A 16,618-nucleotide genomic window follows, 5' to 3' on the forward strand; every position below is an offset into this window, starting at 1 on the left:
TCGCTTTCGAGCGGCCCTTTTCCTTTGGTCGTGACGCGCCTGCATGGCGCAGATGCGCCGCGACGGCTTGGTCTCGCGGGTCTGCGTGACTATGTCGTGAGCAACAAGGCAGATCGCCGGACAGGTGGCTGAGACATGACCAGACCGCTGGAACTGCAAACACCGACGGCGCCGACGCATGAACGAGGCGGCGCGGCGCAGGTCCGGCAGCATGAAACGACAGAACGGAGCGTGCCATGATTGTGATTGTCGGGCTGATAGTCGCATTTCTATTGATTGCGGTGTTTTCCAACCGAAAGACCCGCCTGTGTCGCTGGCGCGAGGCACGCCACGATGGTTATGTGACTTATTCCTGCGTCCATTGCGGTGCCAGTGTCTCTGGCGTGATTGGCAAGCCTCCCAAAGCATGCCTTCGGGCAAGCAATGGCTGATTGGATCTCGGCGGCGCCATGGACTTGTCATTTCGCGGTCTGCGATTTCAGATGTGCCAAAGGAGAAACGCCATGACCCCGCCCGATGATGCCGATGCCCGCCGCGCCATTGCCCCGGTGATCTGTTATCCGACCGACACCTTGCCATCGCCGGATATGGCGATGTACGCGCGGATCCTGGACACTGCGCGCAAAGTCTCGGAAGTCCGTGTGCCGCCGCGGCAGGCCGCGACCTTCAGGGTCGCCGCCGGATATATTTTCCGGATCCAGAGTATTGAGGGTCCACAGGTCGGCGACCTCAACCTTTGGAACGCCGATGATATGTCAGAGCGGTTTTATTCCGGCAAGACACGGGCGCTGCACGGAACCCATGTCAGCACCGGCGACAGGCTCTGGTCTTGTTTGCCGCACTTGCGTCCGATGGCCACAATTCTGGCGGACAGCCTCGACTGGTACGGCGTGGATGCATTTGGCGGATCGGTGCACGACGTGATCGGAACGCGCTGTGATCCCTACACCCACCACCTGCTGAGTGGCGACCAGTACCATCACTGCTGCCATTCCAACCTGACGCGCGCCGTCGCCGCGCAGCTTGGTGTGACGCTGAGCGAGGCCGAGTCGCATGTGCATGACGTTCTCAACGTTTTCATGTGCACCGGCTTTACCCGCGACACCGGCCAGTATTTCATGAAGGCCAGCCCGGTGCGACCGGGCGACCATCTGACATTTTTTGCCGAAATCGACTTGCTGGGAGCGCTCAGCGCCTGTCCGGGTGGGGACTGTTCCGCGAAACATTCCAGCGACAGCGCCGCATGCCACCCGCTGTTGGTGGACATCCTGAAGCCCGACCCGGACAGTCTGGCCGACTGGCGCCCACCCGCCCGGAACGGATACAGCCGCACACATGGGTGACAGGAGGTGCGACGCCGCAGCCTCCGTGAGTCAGGCGAAAGCAGCTTCCAATGCGATTTCGACCATGTCACCAAAGCTTTTTTCGCGATCCTCCGAGGACAACGCCTCGTGGGTGATCAGATGGTCAGAGACCGTCAGGACCGCCAAGGCCCGCACGCCATGACGGGCGGCGAGATTATAGAGTTCCGCCGCCTCCATCTCGACTCCGAGAATGCCGTGACGGGTCATCTGTTCGTTCAGGTCCGGGCGTTCGTCATAGAACACATCCGCCGAATAGATTCCGCCGACGTGGGTCGGAACGCCACGCGCCTCGGCGGCCGCCACGGCAGCGCGCAGAAGCTGCCAATCGGCGCAGGGGGCAAAATTCAGTTCCCTGAAAATGCCCCGTGACGGAGTCGACAGGGTGCTGGCGGTCATCGCGACAATTACGTCGCGGATCTTGACCCTGTCCTGCATCCCGCCGCAGGAGCCGATGCGGATCAGTGTCTTTGCGCCGAAGTCACGGATCAGTTCATTCGCATAAATCGACAGTGACGGCATTCCCATTCCGGAACCCTGAATTGTCACCGCGTGGCCGCGCCACATGCCGGTATAACCCAGCATGCCACGTACCTCGTTGACCAATTCCGCTCCATCAAGAAAGGTTTCGGCCGCCCATCGCGCGCGATAGGGATCGCCGGGCAGAAGAACCGTTTCCGCAATCTTCCCCGGTTTCGAACCTATGTGAATTGACATCGATTCAGATCTTGAGCTCGTCCATTGACTTGCCAGCTTCCAGAGCGGAAATCACCCAATTGGGTTTGCGGCCTCGACCGGTCCAGGTCTGGCTCGGGTCTGCGGGGTTCGCATATTTCGGCGCGCTTTTGGAACCCTTGACAGTTCCGCCAAGCAATTCGTCCAGAGAGAACCCGTATTCCTTTGCCGCGTGTTCAGCCGCTTTCTTGGCTTCGGCCTTTCGGCGCGCATCAATGGTCTTCAGAGCCTTGTCGACATCGCCTTTAAGTTTTTTAAGTTCGTCTTTAGAGAGTGTTTCAAGGTTTATTTGCATGTTTCCTCCTGTATGTCCTTGTTTATTTGGAAAACATCAAAAATCCGCAAGACTGTTTTTTGTGTCAATGGCGCGTTTTTTTTCCAACGGCGAAAGCCCGCACACCTGAAAGGTGAGCGGGCGGGGGATGCAAACAAGCTCCGGGATAAGTTTATTCGGCGGCCAGGGCCTTTGGATCGACCAGTGTAACGATATCCTTCATGATGGTGTTCAGCTCAAAATCTTTAGGCGTGTACACCTTTGCAACTCCCATGGACGTCAGCCTTCTGGCGTCGTCCTCAGGAATAATGCCTCCGACTATCACAGGGATATTTCCCAGGCCAGCCTCCTTCATGCGTTTCATCAGATCTTCGACAAGAGGGATATGACTGCCGGAAAGAATGGAGAGCCCGACAACATGCGCCCCGTTTTCTGCAGCGCGTACAATCTCTTCCGGGGTCAGCCGAATACCTTCGTAGTCAATCTCCATCCCGCAGTCCCGCGCCCGGAACGCAATCTGTTCTGCACCATTCGAGTGCCCATCCAGCCCCGGCTTGCCCACAAGGAACCGCAGCCGTTTGCCCAGCCGGTCACTGACCACGTTCACGGCGTTGCGGATCTCGTCCAGCCCTTCGGTCTTGTTGGAAATGGCCCGCGATACACCCGTGGGGCCGCGGTATTCGCCATAGACGGCCCGCATTTCGGCCGCCCATTCGCCGGTGGTGACGCCAGCTCTGGCGCAGGCAATCGACGGCTCCATGACGTTGCGTCCTTCCTGGGCGGCCGCGCGCAGGCCCGCCAGAGCGACCGCGACAGCCGCGTTGTCCCGCTCCGCTTTCCATGCATGCAGGCGACTGATCTGTTCCTGTTCGGTCGCAGGATCGACAACCATGATGCCGCCATCCTCGTCCATTAAGGGCGAAGGTTCCGTGCCGGTGAATCGGTTCACCCCCACGACCACGGTTTCATTTCGCTCGATCCGGCCCAGACGTTCGGCATTGCTGTCGACCAGGCGGCCTTTCATGTACTCAATTGCGTTGATCGCCCCGCCCATCGACCCCAGGTTTGCCAGTTCCGCCCGGGCGCCGTCTTTCAGTGCCTCGACCTTGCGGTCGACGGCGGGATTGCCGTCAAACAGGTCGTCGAATTCCAGCAGGTCGGTTTCGTAGGCCATGATCTGCTGCATCCGCATCGACCATTGCTGATCCCAGGGACGGGGCAGGCCAAGTGCCTCGTTCCAGGCCGGCAATTGGACCGCACGGGCACGGGCGTTTTTCGACAGGGTCACGGCCAGCATTTCGATCAGAATGCGGTAGACGTTGTTTTCGGGCTGCTGTTCGGTCAGGCCCAGGGAATTCACCTGCACGCCATATCGGAACCTGCGGTGTTTGGCCTCCTCGATTCCATAGCGCTCGCGCAGCAACTCGTCCCAGAGATCGACAAAGGCGCGCATCTTGCACATCTCGGTCACAAACCGGATTCCGGCGTTCACAAAAAACGAAATCCGTGCGGCCAGCGCCGGGAAGTCCTCTGGCGCGACCCGGGGTTTGAGTTCGTCGAGAACGGCGGTCGCCGTGGCCAGCGCAAAGGCAAGTTCCTGCTCGGGCGTCGCACCTGCCTCTTGCAGGTGGTACGAGCACACGTTCATCGGGTTCCATTTGGGAACATGGGTGTAACAATATTCCGCCACGTCGCCGATCATCTTCAGCGATGGCTTGGGCGGGCAGATATAGGTGCCGCGCGACAGGTATTCCTTGATCAGATCATTCTGGACCGTGCCCTGCAGACCGGCGACATCGACGCCTTGTTCCTCTGCCACCGCGATATAGAGCGACAGCAGCCAGGGCGCGGTCGCATTGATCGTCATCGACGTGTTCATCTGATCCAGCGGGATCTGATCAAACAGGGCCCGCATGTCCCCGAGATGGCAGACCGGAACACCGACCTTGCCGACCTCGCCGCGCGCCAGGATATGGTCGCTGTCATAGCCGGTCTGGGTCGGAAGATCGAAAGCCACGGACAGTCCGGTCTGGCCTTTGGCAAGGTTGCCACGGTACAATGCATTCGAGGCCTTGGCTGTCGAATGCCCCGCATAGGTGCGGATCAGCCAAGGTTTGTCGCGTTTGACTTCGGTCGCTGTGGTGCTCTCGGACATCTGACCCTCGTGAATCATTCAGGAAATCTTGTTGCGTCAATGGGTGAATAATCGAAAGATTATGTCCCTGTCAATTCGCTGCGTTGCGGCATGTCGGCCGTTTTGATCCTCGGCGCGATTTCAGAGTTACAAAAATGTCGCAGTTTCCAACCTGGGCCGATTATTTTTTCAGCGGTCTTACCAGAGTTGGGGGGGCGTACCCATTTGCTGCCCGTTATCGTAACCGTACTAGAGTAAAGGATGCTGAGATGGGAATTTCTGTTCGTCAATCGCTTGCGGTCCTCTTTGTCGCCGGGTTGGGTCTGTCTGCCTGTTCGACCGAAAATATTGCAGACAACACCGTGGATGCGACCGTTTTCGCCACGAAAACCGTGGTCAAAGGCGCGGTCGGTGCCGGCAAGCTTGCCTATAAGGGCACAGCCGCCGCCGTCAACGCGGCGCGCGACAGCACCGCAACCAAGGACTCGTTCCCGGCCGGCACTCCGGTCTGTACCAACGCCAACGGCGGCTACTACGAAGCGCTGCAGAACAATGATGGCGTGTACTACTGCCTCGCAATGAAGAAATAAGCCGAAAGGCGCCGTCCGGACTTGGCTCCGGCGGCGCCCCCGCACCAGTCAGGCTGTGACAAGGTTATGTTTGCCTGCGCAGTCCGGCCCCCGGTCCGGTGACTGACACTTGCCGCGATGAAGGCCAGCTGGCACCCTCGGCCATATGAGTGCAACGATCACCCTGCCGGTCTGGCTGTTTACCCTGATATTGCTGTTTGCGGCTGTGACGCTGGCGTCGCACTTCCTGTTTCCCTCTGTTCGCTGGTATCTGCGCCGTCGCGCGGAACGTGTGGTCGCGCGGCTCAACCAACGGCTCGAACGCCCGATACAGCCCTTCAAGCTGGCCCGGCGCAGCGATATGATCCAGCGGCTTTGTTATGATCCCGAGGTGACGCGGGCGATTGTCGAACACGCCCGGGAATACGGCGTGCGCGAGGATGTGGCCTTTGAACAGGCGCGCCGGTACGCGCGCGAAATTGTGCCATCGTTTTCGGCGACGGCCTATTATGGCGTTGCCATCCGTCTGGCCCGCATCTTCAGCAACGCGCTGTACCGTGTCCGGCTCGGCTATCAGGACGAAGCGGCGCTTGCCGCCGTCGACCGCGATGCCACGGTTGTCTTTGTGATGAACCACCGTTCGAACATGGATTATGTTCTGGTGACATATCTCGCGGCCAACCGCTCGGCACTGTCCTATGCGGTGGGAGAATGGGCGCGGGTCTGGCCGCTGTCCTTTCTGATCAAGGCGATGGGGGCGTATTTCATCCGCCGCAAATCCCGCAACGCGCTCTATCGGCGGGTGCTGGCGCGCTATGTGCAGATGGCGACACAGGGCGGCGTGGCGCAGGCCCTGTTCCCCGAAGGCGGTCTCAGCCTTGACGGAGCGATCGCGCCGCCCCGGATGGGCCTGCTGAAGTACATCCTGGAAGGGGCCGACCTGTCGCAACGCGATGTGGTGTTTGTGCCTGTTGCGCTGAATTACGACCGGGTGCTCGAGGATCGCATCCTGTTGGCGGCAGGTGCTGCGGGCACACGGCGTTTCCGGGCACGCATCAGCGTCGTCGCCGGATTTGCCATCCGGACCTTCTGGCGTCGTCTGACCGGCAGGTTTGACGGTTTCGGGTACGCGGCTGTCAATTTCGGCCCGCCGGTGTCATTGCGCGCGCATCCCGGCCTGGCGGCGGATGCCGATGCGCTGGCGGCCGAAGTCATGCAACGGATCGCGGCGGTTGTTCCGGCGCTGCCCGTACCGGTGGTTGCATATGTTCTGGGGCACCACGGCCCGTTGACCCGTTTGCAGATCATGCAGCACGTCGCGCAACGGATGGACGGCCCGGACCTGCCGCCGCTGCACCTGCCCGGCGATGATCACAGCAGCGCGGTCGAAAGCGGCATCAGCGCGCTTTTGTCGCGCCGCATCATCCTGGAGCGTGACGGCATCTGTTCAATTGCCCCGGACCAACGTCCTGCCCTTGATTTCTATGCGAATTCGGTGCGCCATCTGTTCTGACAGTTTCTGCAGGCGCAGCCAGATTGCTGCAATCGCTCGGTCATAAAGTTACAAAATACATCTTAATGTTGTTGCAATGTTGCGTGACCGGCGATATTTCCGGGGAAATCGTCGTGATTCTGCATTGCGGCACAAGCGAAACGTTAACTTTCTAGATGGAGGCCCTGATGGCTCTGGACACGAACCCCGGTATCGCCACCTACGATGCACCTGAAAAAGACCTCTACGAAGTGGGTGAGATGCCGCCGATGGGGTATGTCCCCAAAAAGATGTATTCCTGGGCGATCCGGCGCGAACGCCACGGCGAACCGGACAAGTCGTTCCAGATCGAAGTGGTGGATACCTGGGATATCGACAGCCACGAAGTGCTGGTCCTGGTGATGGCGGCCGGGGTGAACTACAACGGCGTGTGGGCCGGACTTGGCGTGCCGATCAGTCCTTTCGACGTGCACAAGCAGGATTTCCACATCGCCGGTTCGGATGCTTCCGGGATCGTGTGGAAGGTGGGCGACAAGGTCAAGCGCTGGAAAGTCGGTGACGAGGTGGTCATCCACTGCAATCAGGACGACGGCGACGACGAGCACTGCAACGGCGGTGATCCGATGTACTCTCCGAGCCAGCGGATCTGGGGCTATGAAACCGGCGACGGCAGCTTTTCGCAGTTCACCAAGGTGCAGGCCCAGCAGCTGATGCCGCGCCCGAAGCATCTGACCTGGGAAGAGGCGGCCTGTTACACGCTGACCCTCGCCACCGCTTACCGGATGCTGTTCGGGCACGAGCCGCACGAACTGAAACCCGGACAGAACGTGCTGGTCTGGGGGGCGTCGGGCGGACTGGGCTCTTATGCGATCCAGCTGGCCAATACCGCCGGTGCCAATGCGATCGGCGTGATTTCGGATGAAAGCAAGCGTCAGTTCGTGATGGATCAGGGCGCCAAGGGCGTGATCAATCGCAAGGACTTCAATTGCTGGGGGCAGCTGCCTACGGTCAACACGCCGGAATACAATGAATGGCTGAAAGAGGCCCGCAAGTTCGGCAAGGCGATCTGGGACATTCTGGGCAAGGGCGTCAGCGTCGACATGGTGTTCGAACACCCCGGCGAAGCGACATTCCCGGTTTCGACCCTTGTGGTCAAGAAGGGGGGCATGGTGGTGATCTGCGCCGGAACCTCCGGGTTCAACTGCACCTTTGACGTCCGTTACATGTGGATGCACCAGAAGCGGTTGCAGGGTTCGCACTTTGCCAATCTCAAGCAGGCCTCCGCGGCCAACAAGCTGATGATCGAGCGCCGCCTCGACCCCTGCATGTCCGAGGTCTTTCCCTGGGATGAAATTCCGCAGGCACACATGAAGATGCTGCGCAACGAACACAAGCCCGGCAACATGTCGGTGCTGGTGCAGGCCCCGACCACCGGTTTGCGCACACTTGAGGACGCACTCGAAGCGCGCCGCTGAGAAACGGTCCCGCTTTGGCCTGACGCCGCCCGCGAATCGATTTCGGTTTCGCGGGCGGTTTTGCATCCGGTAACCGGCTGCACGGAAATACAGTCACTTCCAGATCCCCGCCTCACCATTTCTGATGAGGTGCAATTCGCGAATATTAACGATTCCGAGGCTATGATAGGCTTTCATTAATTGATCGTTAACCAATAGAAAGTGAGACTCGGCATGGCACACGACTGGATTATCGACGTACTGACCGATCTGAAGACTTTCGCCCGATCCAATGGATTCGAGGCTTTGGCCGAACAGCTGGATGACACCCAGATGGTCGCGCAGATCGAGATTGCGTCGCATGCCAAAGGAATGGCCTGTGGGTTACGCAATGACGACCTCGTCACTGGACGGGATCATGGAGCAACTGGAATGCGCTGATGCGCTCGATGGTCTGCAAACAGCGTCCGAGGCGCTGCGAAATCACTACCAGATCGACCATCTCGTCTACCACTGGGTCAGCAGCAGCGGCCAGCAATATGGCTGCGGCACCTACTGTCCCGACTGGGTCGCGCGCTATCTGGACGCCGGGTATTTGCGCATCGACCCTGTGATTGTCGGCTGTTATCAGCGTTTTCATCCGGTCGACTGGAAACGGCTGGACTGGTCGAGCAAGGCGGCCCGCGCGTTTCAGAAGGACGCTCTGGAACACGGGGTCGGCAATCAGGGATATTCCATTCCGATCCGCGGGCCCAATGGCCAATTCGCTCTGTTTACCATCAATCATTCCTGTCACGACGAAGCCTGGGCCGAATTCACCGAGTCCAACCGTCGGCAGCTGATCCTGCTGGCGCATGCTTTCAATCAAAAGGCGCTGGAACTCGAACCGGAGCGGTCTCCGATGGCCGCACAGGCGCTTTCCCCGCGCGAGGTGGATGCGATGACGCTGCTGGCCGTGGGTTACAGTCGGGCGCAGGTCGCCGACACGTTGTCGATTTCCGAAAATACGCTGCGGGTCTACATTGAAAGCGCCCGCCACAAGCTGGGGGCTCTGAACACGACACACGCAGTGGCCAAGGCAATTTCGCGCGGGGTCATCGTCGTCTGAACGTTCAGGGCCGCACGGTCCTTTCCGAATTCGTTAATCATGCCGTCGCAGCCTTTCTCGTCTGAACATGAGGGAGCGTTGCACCATGATCCGTTATCTTTATGCCGACCAGCTGAGCCAATTTCCGCATCTTGCCCGCGCCATGTTCCGCGACCGTGCGGACCAGTTCAAGACCCGCCTAGGCTGGGAAGTCGCGGTCGATGGCGCAGGCGAAGAGCGGGATGCCTATGACGATCTGAACCCGCTCTACGTGATCTGGGAAAAGCCCTGCGGCGGACACGGCGGCTCCATGCGGCTGCTGCCGACGCTGGGGCGCACCATGGTGAACGACCACTTCGCGCATCTGACGGACGGTGTGCGCATCGAAAGCCCGCTGATCTGGGAATGCACCCGGTTCTGCCTTGCCCGGGACGCGGCCCCCGGTACGGCCGCGGCGCTGATGCTGGCGGGCGGCGAGATTTTGCGCGGCTTTGGCGTCGAACATTACGTGGGTGTGTTCGATGCGCGGATGGTGCGGATCTACCGCCACATCGGAGCGTCCCCCGACATTCTCGGAAGCCAGGGATCGGGGCGCAACAGGATCAGCGTCGGGCTGTGGGACTTTTCGCCCCGGGCACAGGCGCGGGTCGCGGCACGTGCGGGCATTTCGCCCGAACTGTCCAAGCTCTGGTTCGAGCGTGCCTTTGGCCGCGACGTTGCGATGCGCAAAAACCGCGCCGCCTGATCTGGCGCAGATCGGGGCGGGGTTGTAGTGTCCGGCCATGACCCTGCCCGCGCTTACATTTTCCGACGATCAGGCCGAAGCCTTTGACCGCGTGGCCGACATGCTGCGCGCCGCCGGAATCGATCTGAACGATGGCATGGTCCTGCCCGCGAAAGAGGGCAAGGCCCAGGTGATGGCGCTGATCGGCAAGGCCGGGTCGGGCAAAACGCTGTTGCTGGCGGAACTCTACAAGGCCCTGGAAGGCATGGGGGTCGAGGTCGTCTCGGGCGATTTCGAAAGCCGAAAGCGCCGTGAAAAGCGCACGCTGGCGATTCTGGCCCCCACCAACAAGGCCGCGAGCGTGCTGCGCATGCGCGGCGTGCCGGCCACGACGATCCACCGCATCCTCTATACCCCGGTTTACGATCCGGAATACGAACGCATCGCCGAATGGTTGACCGGACAGGGCGACAAACCCGAAATCGAGGCGCTGACCGAAGAGGCGCTGGACCGGGCCTTCAAATCCTACCAGGGCCACAAGTCGGTGCCTGCCGCCCTCGCCTCGGCAGGACTGCGGGGGTCGGATTTCATCACCGGCTGGAAACGGCGCGAAGAACCGCTCGACATCGGCTTTGTCGACGAGGCGTCGATGCTGGACGAACGCCAGTTCGACGATCTGCAAGAAATTTTCCCCAATTTGCTGCTGTTTGGCGATCCGGCGCAGCTGGCCCCGGTCAACGCGCCCGGCGGCATGGTGTTCGACAGCATGAAGCCGGCGCAGAAGATGGAACTGCACCGCATCCACCGCCAGGAGGCGGACAATCCGATCCTGGACCTTGCCCATGCGCTGGCGGATCCGCAGCTCGAGTTTTCCGATTTCGAGCGCATGGTCGAGGACAAGTCCAAGCGTGATGACCGCGTCGTGTGGGGCCAGCGGGTCGAGGTTGACCTGATGGCGCGCTCGCCGGTGCTGGTCTGGCGCAACAACACGCGGATCCGCCTGATCCATGCCTTTCGCGCGGTGCATGGCGCTCCCGATACCGAACTGCTGGAGGGCGAGCCGCTGATCTGCGACGGGCTGGAACTGCCGCTCAAGCATCGCAAGAAACGGCTGGATCTCGAGGCGCGCGGCCTGATCAAGGGCGCGCAGGTGATCTATCTCGGACCGGGGCGCAAGCCGGGGTTTTCCAAGCTGCACGTGATGGGGGCCGAGGATCCGCAGGTCTCTGCCGCCTCGATCGTGAAGATCGAAAAGCCGGACGAGGAAGAGCCCTTCATCCCCTTCGCCGCCCGCATGGGGGCGACCTTTCTGCACGGCGCAGCGGTCACGATCCACAAGGCGCAGGGCAGCCAGTGGGACACGGTGCAGGTCTTTGCGCCGGATCTGTTTGTTGCCGCCCGGATGGGCCGGGTCGAGGCCGGGCAACCGCTGTGGAAACGTCTGGCCTATGTGGCGATCACCCGGGCGCAAGAGCGGCTGATCTGGGTGGTGCGCAACCGGCTGTCCAAACCGACGGGGCCACTGACGGTCGCCGATCTCAGGGAGTCGGCGGCGCCGCAACTGACGCTCGAGGCGGAGGAATTCGGTTGAAGACAATCCTCGTCACCGGCGCAAGCTCGGGCATCGGCCGCGCCGTGGCCGAGACATTCCTGGATCTTGGCTGGCAAGTGGGCCTGCTGGCGCGCCGTGACGGGGCACTGGCCGCGGTGGCGCAGGGGCGCGACAACGCGCATGTGCTGGTGGCGGATGTCGGAGAGGCCGATCAGGTGCGCACCGCCTTTGACCTGTTTCAGGCCCGTGCCGGACGGATCGACGTGCTGTTCAACAATGCCGGAATGTTCGGCCCCTCCGGACCCATCGACGAGGTGCCGGTGGCGCAATGGGAGCAGGTCGTGCGTGTCAACCTGCACGGCATGTTCCTGTGCGCCCGCGAAGCCTTTGGCCGGATGCGGGAACAACGGCCGCAGGGCGGGCGGATCATCAACAACGGGTCGATCTCGGCGCATGTGCCGCGCGAAGGCTCGGTCTGCTATACGGTGACAAAACATGCGATCACCGGGCTGACCCGGTCGCTGAGCCTGGACGGGCGTCCCTTTGACATCGCCTGCGGTCAGATCGACATCGGCAACGCCAGGACCGAACTTCTGGACGGTCTGGTGCAACGCGCCATCGCTGCGGGCCAGCCCGAACCTGCAACCATGGACGTGGGCGAGGCGGCGGCATCGGTGCGGCTGATGGCCGAGATGCCGCTGAACGCCAACGTGCAGTTCATGACGGTGATGGCGACCAAGATGCCCTATATCGGGCGCGGGTAGGGCGCAGCAATCCGGGCGCCCTTTCAGAACAGCCGCGAAAAATGCCTAAAGTGCGACGATCTGCTTGCCGGTATTGCCGCCCTGCAGCATCGCGATAAACGCCGCCGGCGCGGTCTCGAGACCCTGCGCGGTGTCCTCCAGGTAGGCGATCTCGCCGCTGGCGACCTTGGGCGTCACCTCGGCCAGAAATTCCGGCAGTCGGTCCCAGTGGTCGAAGATGATGAAGCCGTTGACCGACAGCCGCTTGACCAGCACCGACCGCCAGAGGCCGGGCAGGCGGTCGCTGCCATCGCCGTCCATCCCGGCATACCAGGAAATCATGCCACAGACCGGGATCCGTCCACCGACGTTCATCAGCGGCATCACCGCCTCCAGCAGCTTGCCGCCGACGTTTTCCCAGTAGATGTCGACTCCGTCAGGTGCGGCCTGCGCCAGTGCCTGCCGCAGAGACGCGGCGTCCCTGTGGGCGCGGTGATCGACGGCGGCGTCAAAACCATAGGTCTCGACCGCCAGACGGCACTTTTCGGCGCCACCCGCGACCGCCACGGTGCGCATCCCGGCGGCCTTGGCCAGCTGCCCGACCATCGAGCCCACTGGCCCCGTCGCTGCCCCGATCACCAGCGTCTGGCCAGCCTTGGGCCGACCGTATTCCTTCAGGCCGACCCAGCCGGTCAGGCCGGGCATGCCCAGCACCCCCAGCGCGGTAGAGGCGGGCAGCCTGTCGTCAAGCTTGCGCAGACCGGCGCTGGGCAGCAGCGCATGGCTGGCCCAGCCGGTCATGCCGGTTACAAGCTCTCCTGCCGAGACTCCGTCGGCCCGAGACTTCAGAACCCGTCCAACCCCCTGTCCGGTCATCGTGCCGCCAATTTCCACCGAGGGCGCGTAACTTTTCACATCGTCCATCCGGCCGCGCATGTAGGGATCCAGCGACAGATGTGTCACCGCCACCAGGACCTCACCTTCTCCCACCTCGGGCAGCGCATCGGTCTCGACGGAAAAGTCCTCGGGAACCGGCAGGCCATGGGGGCGGCGGGCCAGGGCAATACGGGTCAGGGTATCGGGCATCGCGAATTCCTTCTGTCGGCACGTCACCCTAAGATCGCACTTGCGTCATGGGCACTTGGTTGCACACTGTGGGCCCAGACTTAGGGCAGACGGCAAGGGAGGGCCAGATGTTCGGCATGATGATGAACCAGCCGCTTTCGATCATCGAGATCTTGCGGTACGCTTCTGACGCCCATCCCGGCGCGGGACTTGTTTCGGTGCGCACCGAGGGCGACCTGCATCGCGAAACCTATGCCGAGGCCTACGCGCGGGCCGCGCAGCTGGCACATGGATTGCGCAAACTGGGGATCGGGCCGGGCGACCGGGTCGCGACGCTGGCCTGGAACGGCTATCGGCATTTCGAGATTTATTATGGTGTCTCGGGCATGGGGGCGGTCTGTCACACCATCAACCCGCGCCTGTCGGCGGAACAGATGCTGTATATCATCGGTCATGCCGAAGACAGACTGCTCTGCGTCGACCTGACCTTTGTGCCGCTGATCGAGGCGCTGGCCGACTCCCTGCCCGAGGGGCTGAAGCTGGCGGTGCTGACCGACCGTGCGCACATGCCTGACAGCCCGCTTGACCTGCTGTGCTACGAAGAGCTTCTGGACGGTGAGCCGACGACATTCGACTGGCCCATTCTGGACGAGCAGAGTGCGGCGGCGCTGTGTTACACCTCGGGCACGACCGGAAACCCCAAAGGCGCGCTTTATTCCCACCGCTCGACCGTGCTGCATGCGCTCAGTGTCGCCGTCACCATCAGCAAGAGCCTGTACGAGGGCGCCAGGATATTGCCGGTGGTGCCGCTGTTTCATGTCAACGCCTGGGGACTGCCCTATGCCGCGCCGATCACCGGGGCGTCGCTGATCATGCCGGGACCAAAGCTGGATGGCGCGTCGCTGTTCGATCTGATGGAAGCCGAAGGCGTGACCTCGGCCTGGGGGGTGCCGACGGTCTGGATGGGACTGCGGAGCGAAATTGACGCGCGTGGACGCAATCCTTCAGGCTTCGAACAGGTGGTCGTCGGCGGCTCTGCGGCCCCGCGCAGCATGATCGAAGGCTTCGAGAAATCCGGCGTCGATGTCTGCCATGCCTGGGGCATGACCGAAATGTCGCCGGTCGGCACCCACGGTCAACTGTCGGCGCCGATGAAAGAGCTGCCCTGGGACGAACAGATGCGGTTGAAATCCCTGCAGGGCCGCCGCCTTTTCGGGGTCGAGATGAAGATCGTCGACGAGCAGGGACAGAACTTGCCGCATGACGGCACGGCGGTGGGTGAATTGTTCGTGCGCGGCAACACCGTGGTCTCGGGATATTTCAACAATTCCGAGGCCACAGCGAACGCGCTGGATTCCGAGGGCTGGTTCGGCACCGGCGACGTGGCGACGATCAGCGCCAACGGCTTTCTCAGCATTCAGGACCGGTCCAAGGATCTGATAAAGTCGGGGGGCGAGTGGATCAGTTCGATCGACCTCGAGAACATTGTCATGTCCTGTCCCAAGGTGGCCAGTTGCGCGGTAATCGCCGTTGCGCACCCGAAATGGGACGAACGTCCGCTGCTGGTTGTCGTGCCCAAGGGCGAGGACCGTCCCACATTGGAAGAGCTGCACGAGCTGCTGCTGCACTCGGTTGCAAAATGGCAGCTGCCGGATGCGATGGAGTTTGTCGAGGAATTGCCGCTGACCGCGACGGGAAAGGTGTCGAAGCTTCGCCTGCGGCAGCGGTTCGAGGGTTACCGGATGCCAGATGCTGGTTGACGCGCTGCGCTCGTTCGCGCCCGCTGCGACGCGCTGGTACACGCTGGATGCCGGGCGGATCAAGACCTTTGCCGAGGTGACCGAGGACCGGCAATTCATCCACCTCGATGAGGCGCGCGCCGCTGAAACGGCGTTCGGCGGCACCATCGCACATGGCTTCCTGACGCTTTCGATGCTCTCGGCGATGTCCTACGAGGTGCTGGCGGATCTGCCGGGGGTCAAGGCCAGCGTCAACTATGGCTTTGACCGCATCCGCTTTGTCTCGCCTGTGCGCACCGGGGCACGGGTGCGGGGCCGGTTCGCTCTGGCCTCGCTCGAAGAGGGGCCGGGGCGGGTGACGGTCCACTGGGATGTGTCCATCGAAATTGAAAACGAATCGAAACCGGCGCTGGTGGCGCAATGGATCACCCGGTTTGAACTGGAGGACGGATAATGGATCTGGGGATAACCGCGCGGGTCGCGCCGCTGATCGCGCAGGTGCGCGAGATGGTGCAGACAGACATCGCGCCGCTGGACGCGGAATTCCATGCCGAGGTCGGCCGGCATCCCTCTGGCGACCGCTTTCGCCACACCGACCGGCAACTGGAGATTCTGGATGGATTGAAGGATCTTGCCAGAAAACGCGGGCTCTGGAATTTCTGGCTCACCGGATCGGATCGCGGCTATGGCCTGACCACGGTGGAATACGCCTATCTTGCCGAGGAAATGGGCAAGGTCGGCATCGCAGCCGAGGTGTTCAACTGCAACGCGCCCGACACCGGCAACATGGAAGTGCTGGAACGCTATGGCACGGCAGCCCACAAGGACCGCTGGCTGGGGCGGCTGCTCGAGGGCGAGATCCGCTCGGCCTATGTGATGACCGAGCCCGACATCGCGTCTTCGGATGCGGCGCAGCTGAAGTTCCGGGCGGTGCGGGAGGGTGATCATTATGTGCTGAACGGTGAAAAATGGTGGATCTCGGGGGCCGGTGATCCGCGCTGCGGCCTGTATATCGTCATGGCGATGAGCGATCCTGACGCCGCCAAGCACGGCCGTCACACCATGTTTGTGATGGACCCCGACACGCCCGGCATCGAAAAACTGCGGCCCATGCAGGTCTTTGGCCAGGACGACGCGCCGCACGGCCACCTGCACCTGCGCTTTAGCGACGTCCGGGTGCCGGTGGAAAACATCGTCCTGGGCGAGGGACGCGGATTCGAGGTGGCGCAGGGCCGACTCGGCCCCGGGCGCATCCACCACTGCATGCGCGCCATCGGGCAGGCCGAAAAGGCGCTGGAGATGATGTGCCGACGCGGTCTGGCGCGCGAAGCCTTCGGTCGGAAACTGGTCGAACTGGGGGCGAATTACGACATCATCGCCAACGCCCGGATGGAGATCGAGATGGCCCGGCTGCTCTGTCTCAAGGCGGCCTGGATGATGGACACCAAAGGTGTGCGCGAAGCGCAGCCCTGGATCTCGCAGATCAAGGTCGTTGCGCCGCTGATGGCCGGCAAGGTGATCGACGAAGCGATGCAGATGCACGGCGCGGGCGGCATTTCCCAGGACTTTGATCTTGCGCATATGTGGACCCATGTGCGCACCCTGCGCTTTGCGGACGGTCCGGACGCGGTGCACCGACGCCAGGTGGCGCGCGCCGAGCTGCGCAAATATGTCAACGATCGGGTCTGA

General features: G+C 61.9%; 17 protein-coding genes. 12 read left to right on the plus strand and 5 right to left on the minus strand.

Features of this window, described 5'->3' with window-relative positions; genetic code table 11:
• Positions 1-236: 236 nt before the first annotated feature.
• A complete protein-coding gene (locus tag FOY53_RS06915; RefSeq protein ID WP_146587073.1) occupies positions 237-431 on the plus strand; it encodes a hypothetical protein in 195 nt (64 codons plus the stop codon).
• Between the two features lie 72 nt (positions 432-503).
• Positions 504-1,343 (plus strand): urea carboxylase-associated family protein, encoded by an 840-nt coding sequence (locus FOY53_RS06920; RefSeq protein WP_146587075.1) that lies wholly within the window; start codon positions 504-506, stop codon positions 1,341-1,343.
• Between the two features lie 30 nt (positions 1,344-1,373).
• Here FOY53_RS06920 and deoD read toward each other — a convergent pair whose 3' ends face one another.
• The 3 genes from deoD to FOY53_RS06935 all read right to left on the minus strand — a co-directional run bounded on the left by deoD (position 1,374) and on the right by FOY53_RS06935 (position 4,525).
• Positions 1,374-2,078 carry a purine-nucleoside phosphorylase gene (deoD, locus tag FOY53_RS06925; protein WP_146587077.1) on the minus strand — a complete coding sequence of 235 codons (705 nt, stop codon included), beginning with the start codon at positions 2,076-2,078 and terminating at the stop codon, positions 1,374-1,376.
• A gap of 4 nt (positions 2,079-2,082) precedes the next feature.
• Entirely contained in the window at positions 2,083-2,391 is a 309-nt protein-coding gene (locus FOY53_RS06930; RefSeq protein ID WP_146587079.1) for an H-NS histone family protein, read from the minus strand.
• A gap of 151 nt (positions 2,392-2,542) precedes the next feature.
• Positions 2,543-4,525, minus strand: a complete 1,983-nt coding sequence (locus FOY53_RS06935; RefSeq protein WP_146587081.1) for a protein meaA — start codon at positions 4,523-4,525, stop codon at positions 2,543-2,545.
• 134 nt (positions 4,526-4,659) lie between these two features.
• Between FOY53_RS06935 and FOY53_RS06940 the strand changes: the two genes are divergently transcribed.
• The 3 genes from FOY53_RS06940 to ccrA all read left to right on the plus strand — a co-directional run bounded on the left by FOY53_RS06940 (position 4,660) and on the right by ccrA (position 8,040).
• Positions 4,660-5,094: a hypothetical protein gene (locus tag FOY53_RS06940; protein WP_146587083.1), complete on the plus strand. Its 435-nt coding sequence runs from the start codon at positions 4,660-4,662 to the stop codon at positions 5,092-5,094.
• A gap of 145 nt (positions 5,095-5,239) precedes the next feature.
• Positions 5,240-6,586, plus strand: coding sequence for a 1-acyl-sn-glycerol-3-phosphate acyltransferase (locus tag FOY53_RS06945; protein WP_146587085.1), 1,347 nt, complete (start codon positions 5,240-5,242; stop codon positions 6,584-6,586).
• 167 nt (positions 6,587-6,753) lie between these two features.
• The gene (gene ccrA / locus FOY53_RS06950) at positions 6,754-8,040 is read left to right on the plus strand and encodes a crotonyl-CoA carboxylase/reductase (protein ID WP_146587087.1); all 1,287 of its coding nucleotides are present in this window, start codon (positions 6,754-6,756) and stop codon (positions 8,038-8,040) included.
• 93 nt (positions 8,041-8,133) lie between these two features.
• On the opposite strand, the gene FOY53_RS23030 is transcribed toward ccrA, so the two are convergent.
• The gene (locus FOY53_RS23030) at positions 8,134-8,382 is read right to left on the minus strand and encodes a hypothetical protein (RefSeq protein ID WP_186766538.1); all 249 of its coding nucleotides are present in this window, start codon (positions 8,380-8,382) and stop codon (positions 8,134-8,136) included.
• A 28-nt stretch (positions 8,383-8,410) separates the two neighbouring features.
• Here FOY53_RS23030 and FOY53_RS06960 point away from each other — a divergent pair, with 28 nt between their 5' ends.
• The 4 genes from FOY53_RS06960 to FOY53_RS06975 all read left to right on the plus strand — a co-directional run bounded on the left by FOY53_RS06960 (position 8,411) and on the right by FOY53_RS06975 (position 12,146).
• Positions 8,411-9,127 carry a helix-turn-helix transcriptional regulator gene (locus FOY53_RS06960; RefSeq protein WP_146587091.1) on the plus strand — a complete coding sequence of 239 codons (717 nt, stop codon included), beginning with the start codon at positions 8,411-8,413 and terminating at the stop codon, positions 9,125-9,127.
• A gap of 85 nt (positions 9,128-9,212) precedes the next feature.
• Positions 9,213-9,851: an acyl-homoserine-lactone synthase gene (locus tag FOY53_RS06965; protein WP_146587093.1), complete on the plus strand. Its 639-nt coding sequence runs from the start codon at positions 9,213-9,215 to the stop codon at positions 9,849-9,851.
• Positions 9,852-9,888: 37 nt separating this feature from the next.
• Positions 9,889-11,421, plus strand: coding sequence for an ATP-dependent DNA helicase (locus FOY53_RS06970; RefSeq protein WP_146587095.1), 1,533 nt, complete (start codon positions 9,889-9,891; stop codon positions 11,419-11,421).
• Positions 11,418-12,146 carry an SDR family oxidoreductase gene (locus FOY53_RS06975; RefSeq protein WP_146587097.1) on the plus strand — a complete coding sequence of 243 codons (729 nt, stop codon included), beginning with the start codon at positions 11,418-11,420 and terminating at the stop codon, positions 12,144-12,146. Before FOY53_RS06970 ends, FOY53_RS06975 begins: the two co-directional genes overlap by 4 nt.
• Positions 12,147-12,191: 45 nt before the next feature.
• Here FOY53_RS06975 and FOY53_RS06980 read toward each other — a convergent pair whose 3' ends face one another.
• Entirely contained in the window at positions 12,192-13,211 is a 1,020-nt protein-coding gene (locus FOY53_RS06980; RefSeq protein WP_146587099.1) for an NADP-dependent oxidoreductase, read from the minus strand.
• 107 nt (positions 13,212-13,318) lie between these two features.
• Here FOY53_RS06980 and FOY53_RS06985 point away from each other — a divergent pair, with 107 nt between their 5' ends.
• The 3 genes from FOY53_RS06985 to FOY53_RS06995 are packed head-to-tail and all read left to right on the plus strand — an operon-like array spanning position 13,319 to position 16,618.
• Complete coding sequence (locus FOY53_RS06985) at positions 13,319-14,950, plus strand: long-chain fatty acid--CoA ligase (protein WP_146587101.1); 1,632 nt, start codon at positions 13,319-13,321, stop codon at positions 14,948-14,950.
• The gene (locus tag FOY53_RS06990; RefSeq protein ID WP_146587103.1) at positions 14,940-15,383 is read left to right on the plus strand and encodes a MaoC family dehydratase; all 444 of its coding nucleotides are present in this window, start codon (positions 14,940-14,942) and stop codon (positions 15,381-15,383) included. The genes FOY53_RS06985 and FOY53_RS06990 overlap by 11 nt, the downstream gene beginning before the upstream one ends.
• Entirely contained in the window at positions 15,383-16,618 is a 1,236-nt protein-coding gene (locus FOY53_RS06995; RefSeq protein WP_146587105.1) for an acyl-CoA dehydrogenase family protein, read from the plus strand. Before FOY53_RS06990 ends, FOY53_RS06995 begins: the two co-directional genes overlap by 1 nt.

The sequence above is a fragment of the Puniceibacterium confluentis genome (assembly GCF_007923445.1).
Classification (GTDB): Bacteria; Pseudomonadota; Alphaproteobacteria; order Rhodobacterales; family Rhodobacteraceae; genus Puniceibacterium; species Puniceibacterium confluentis.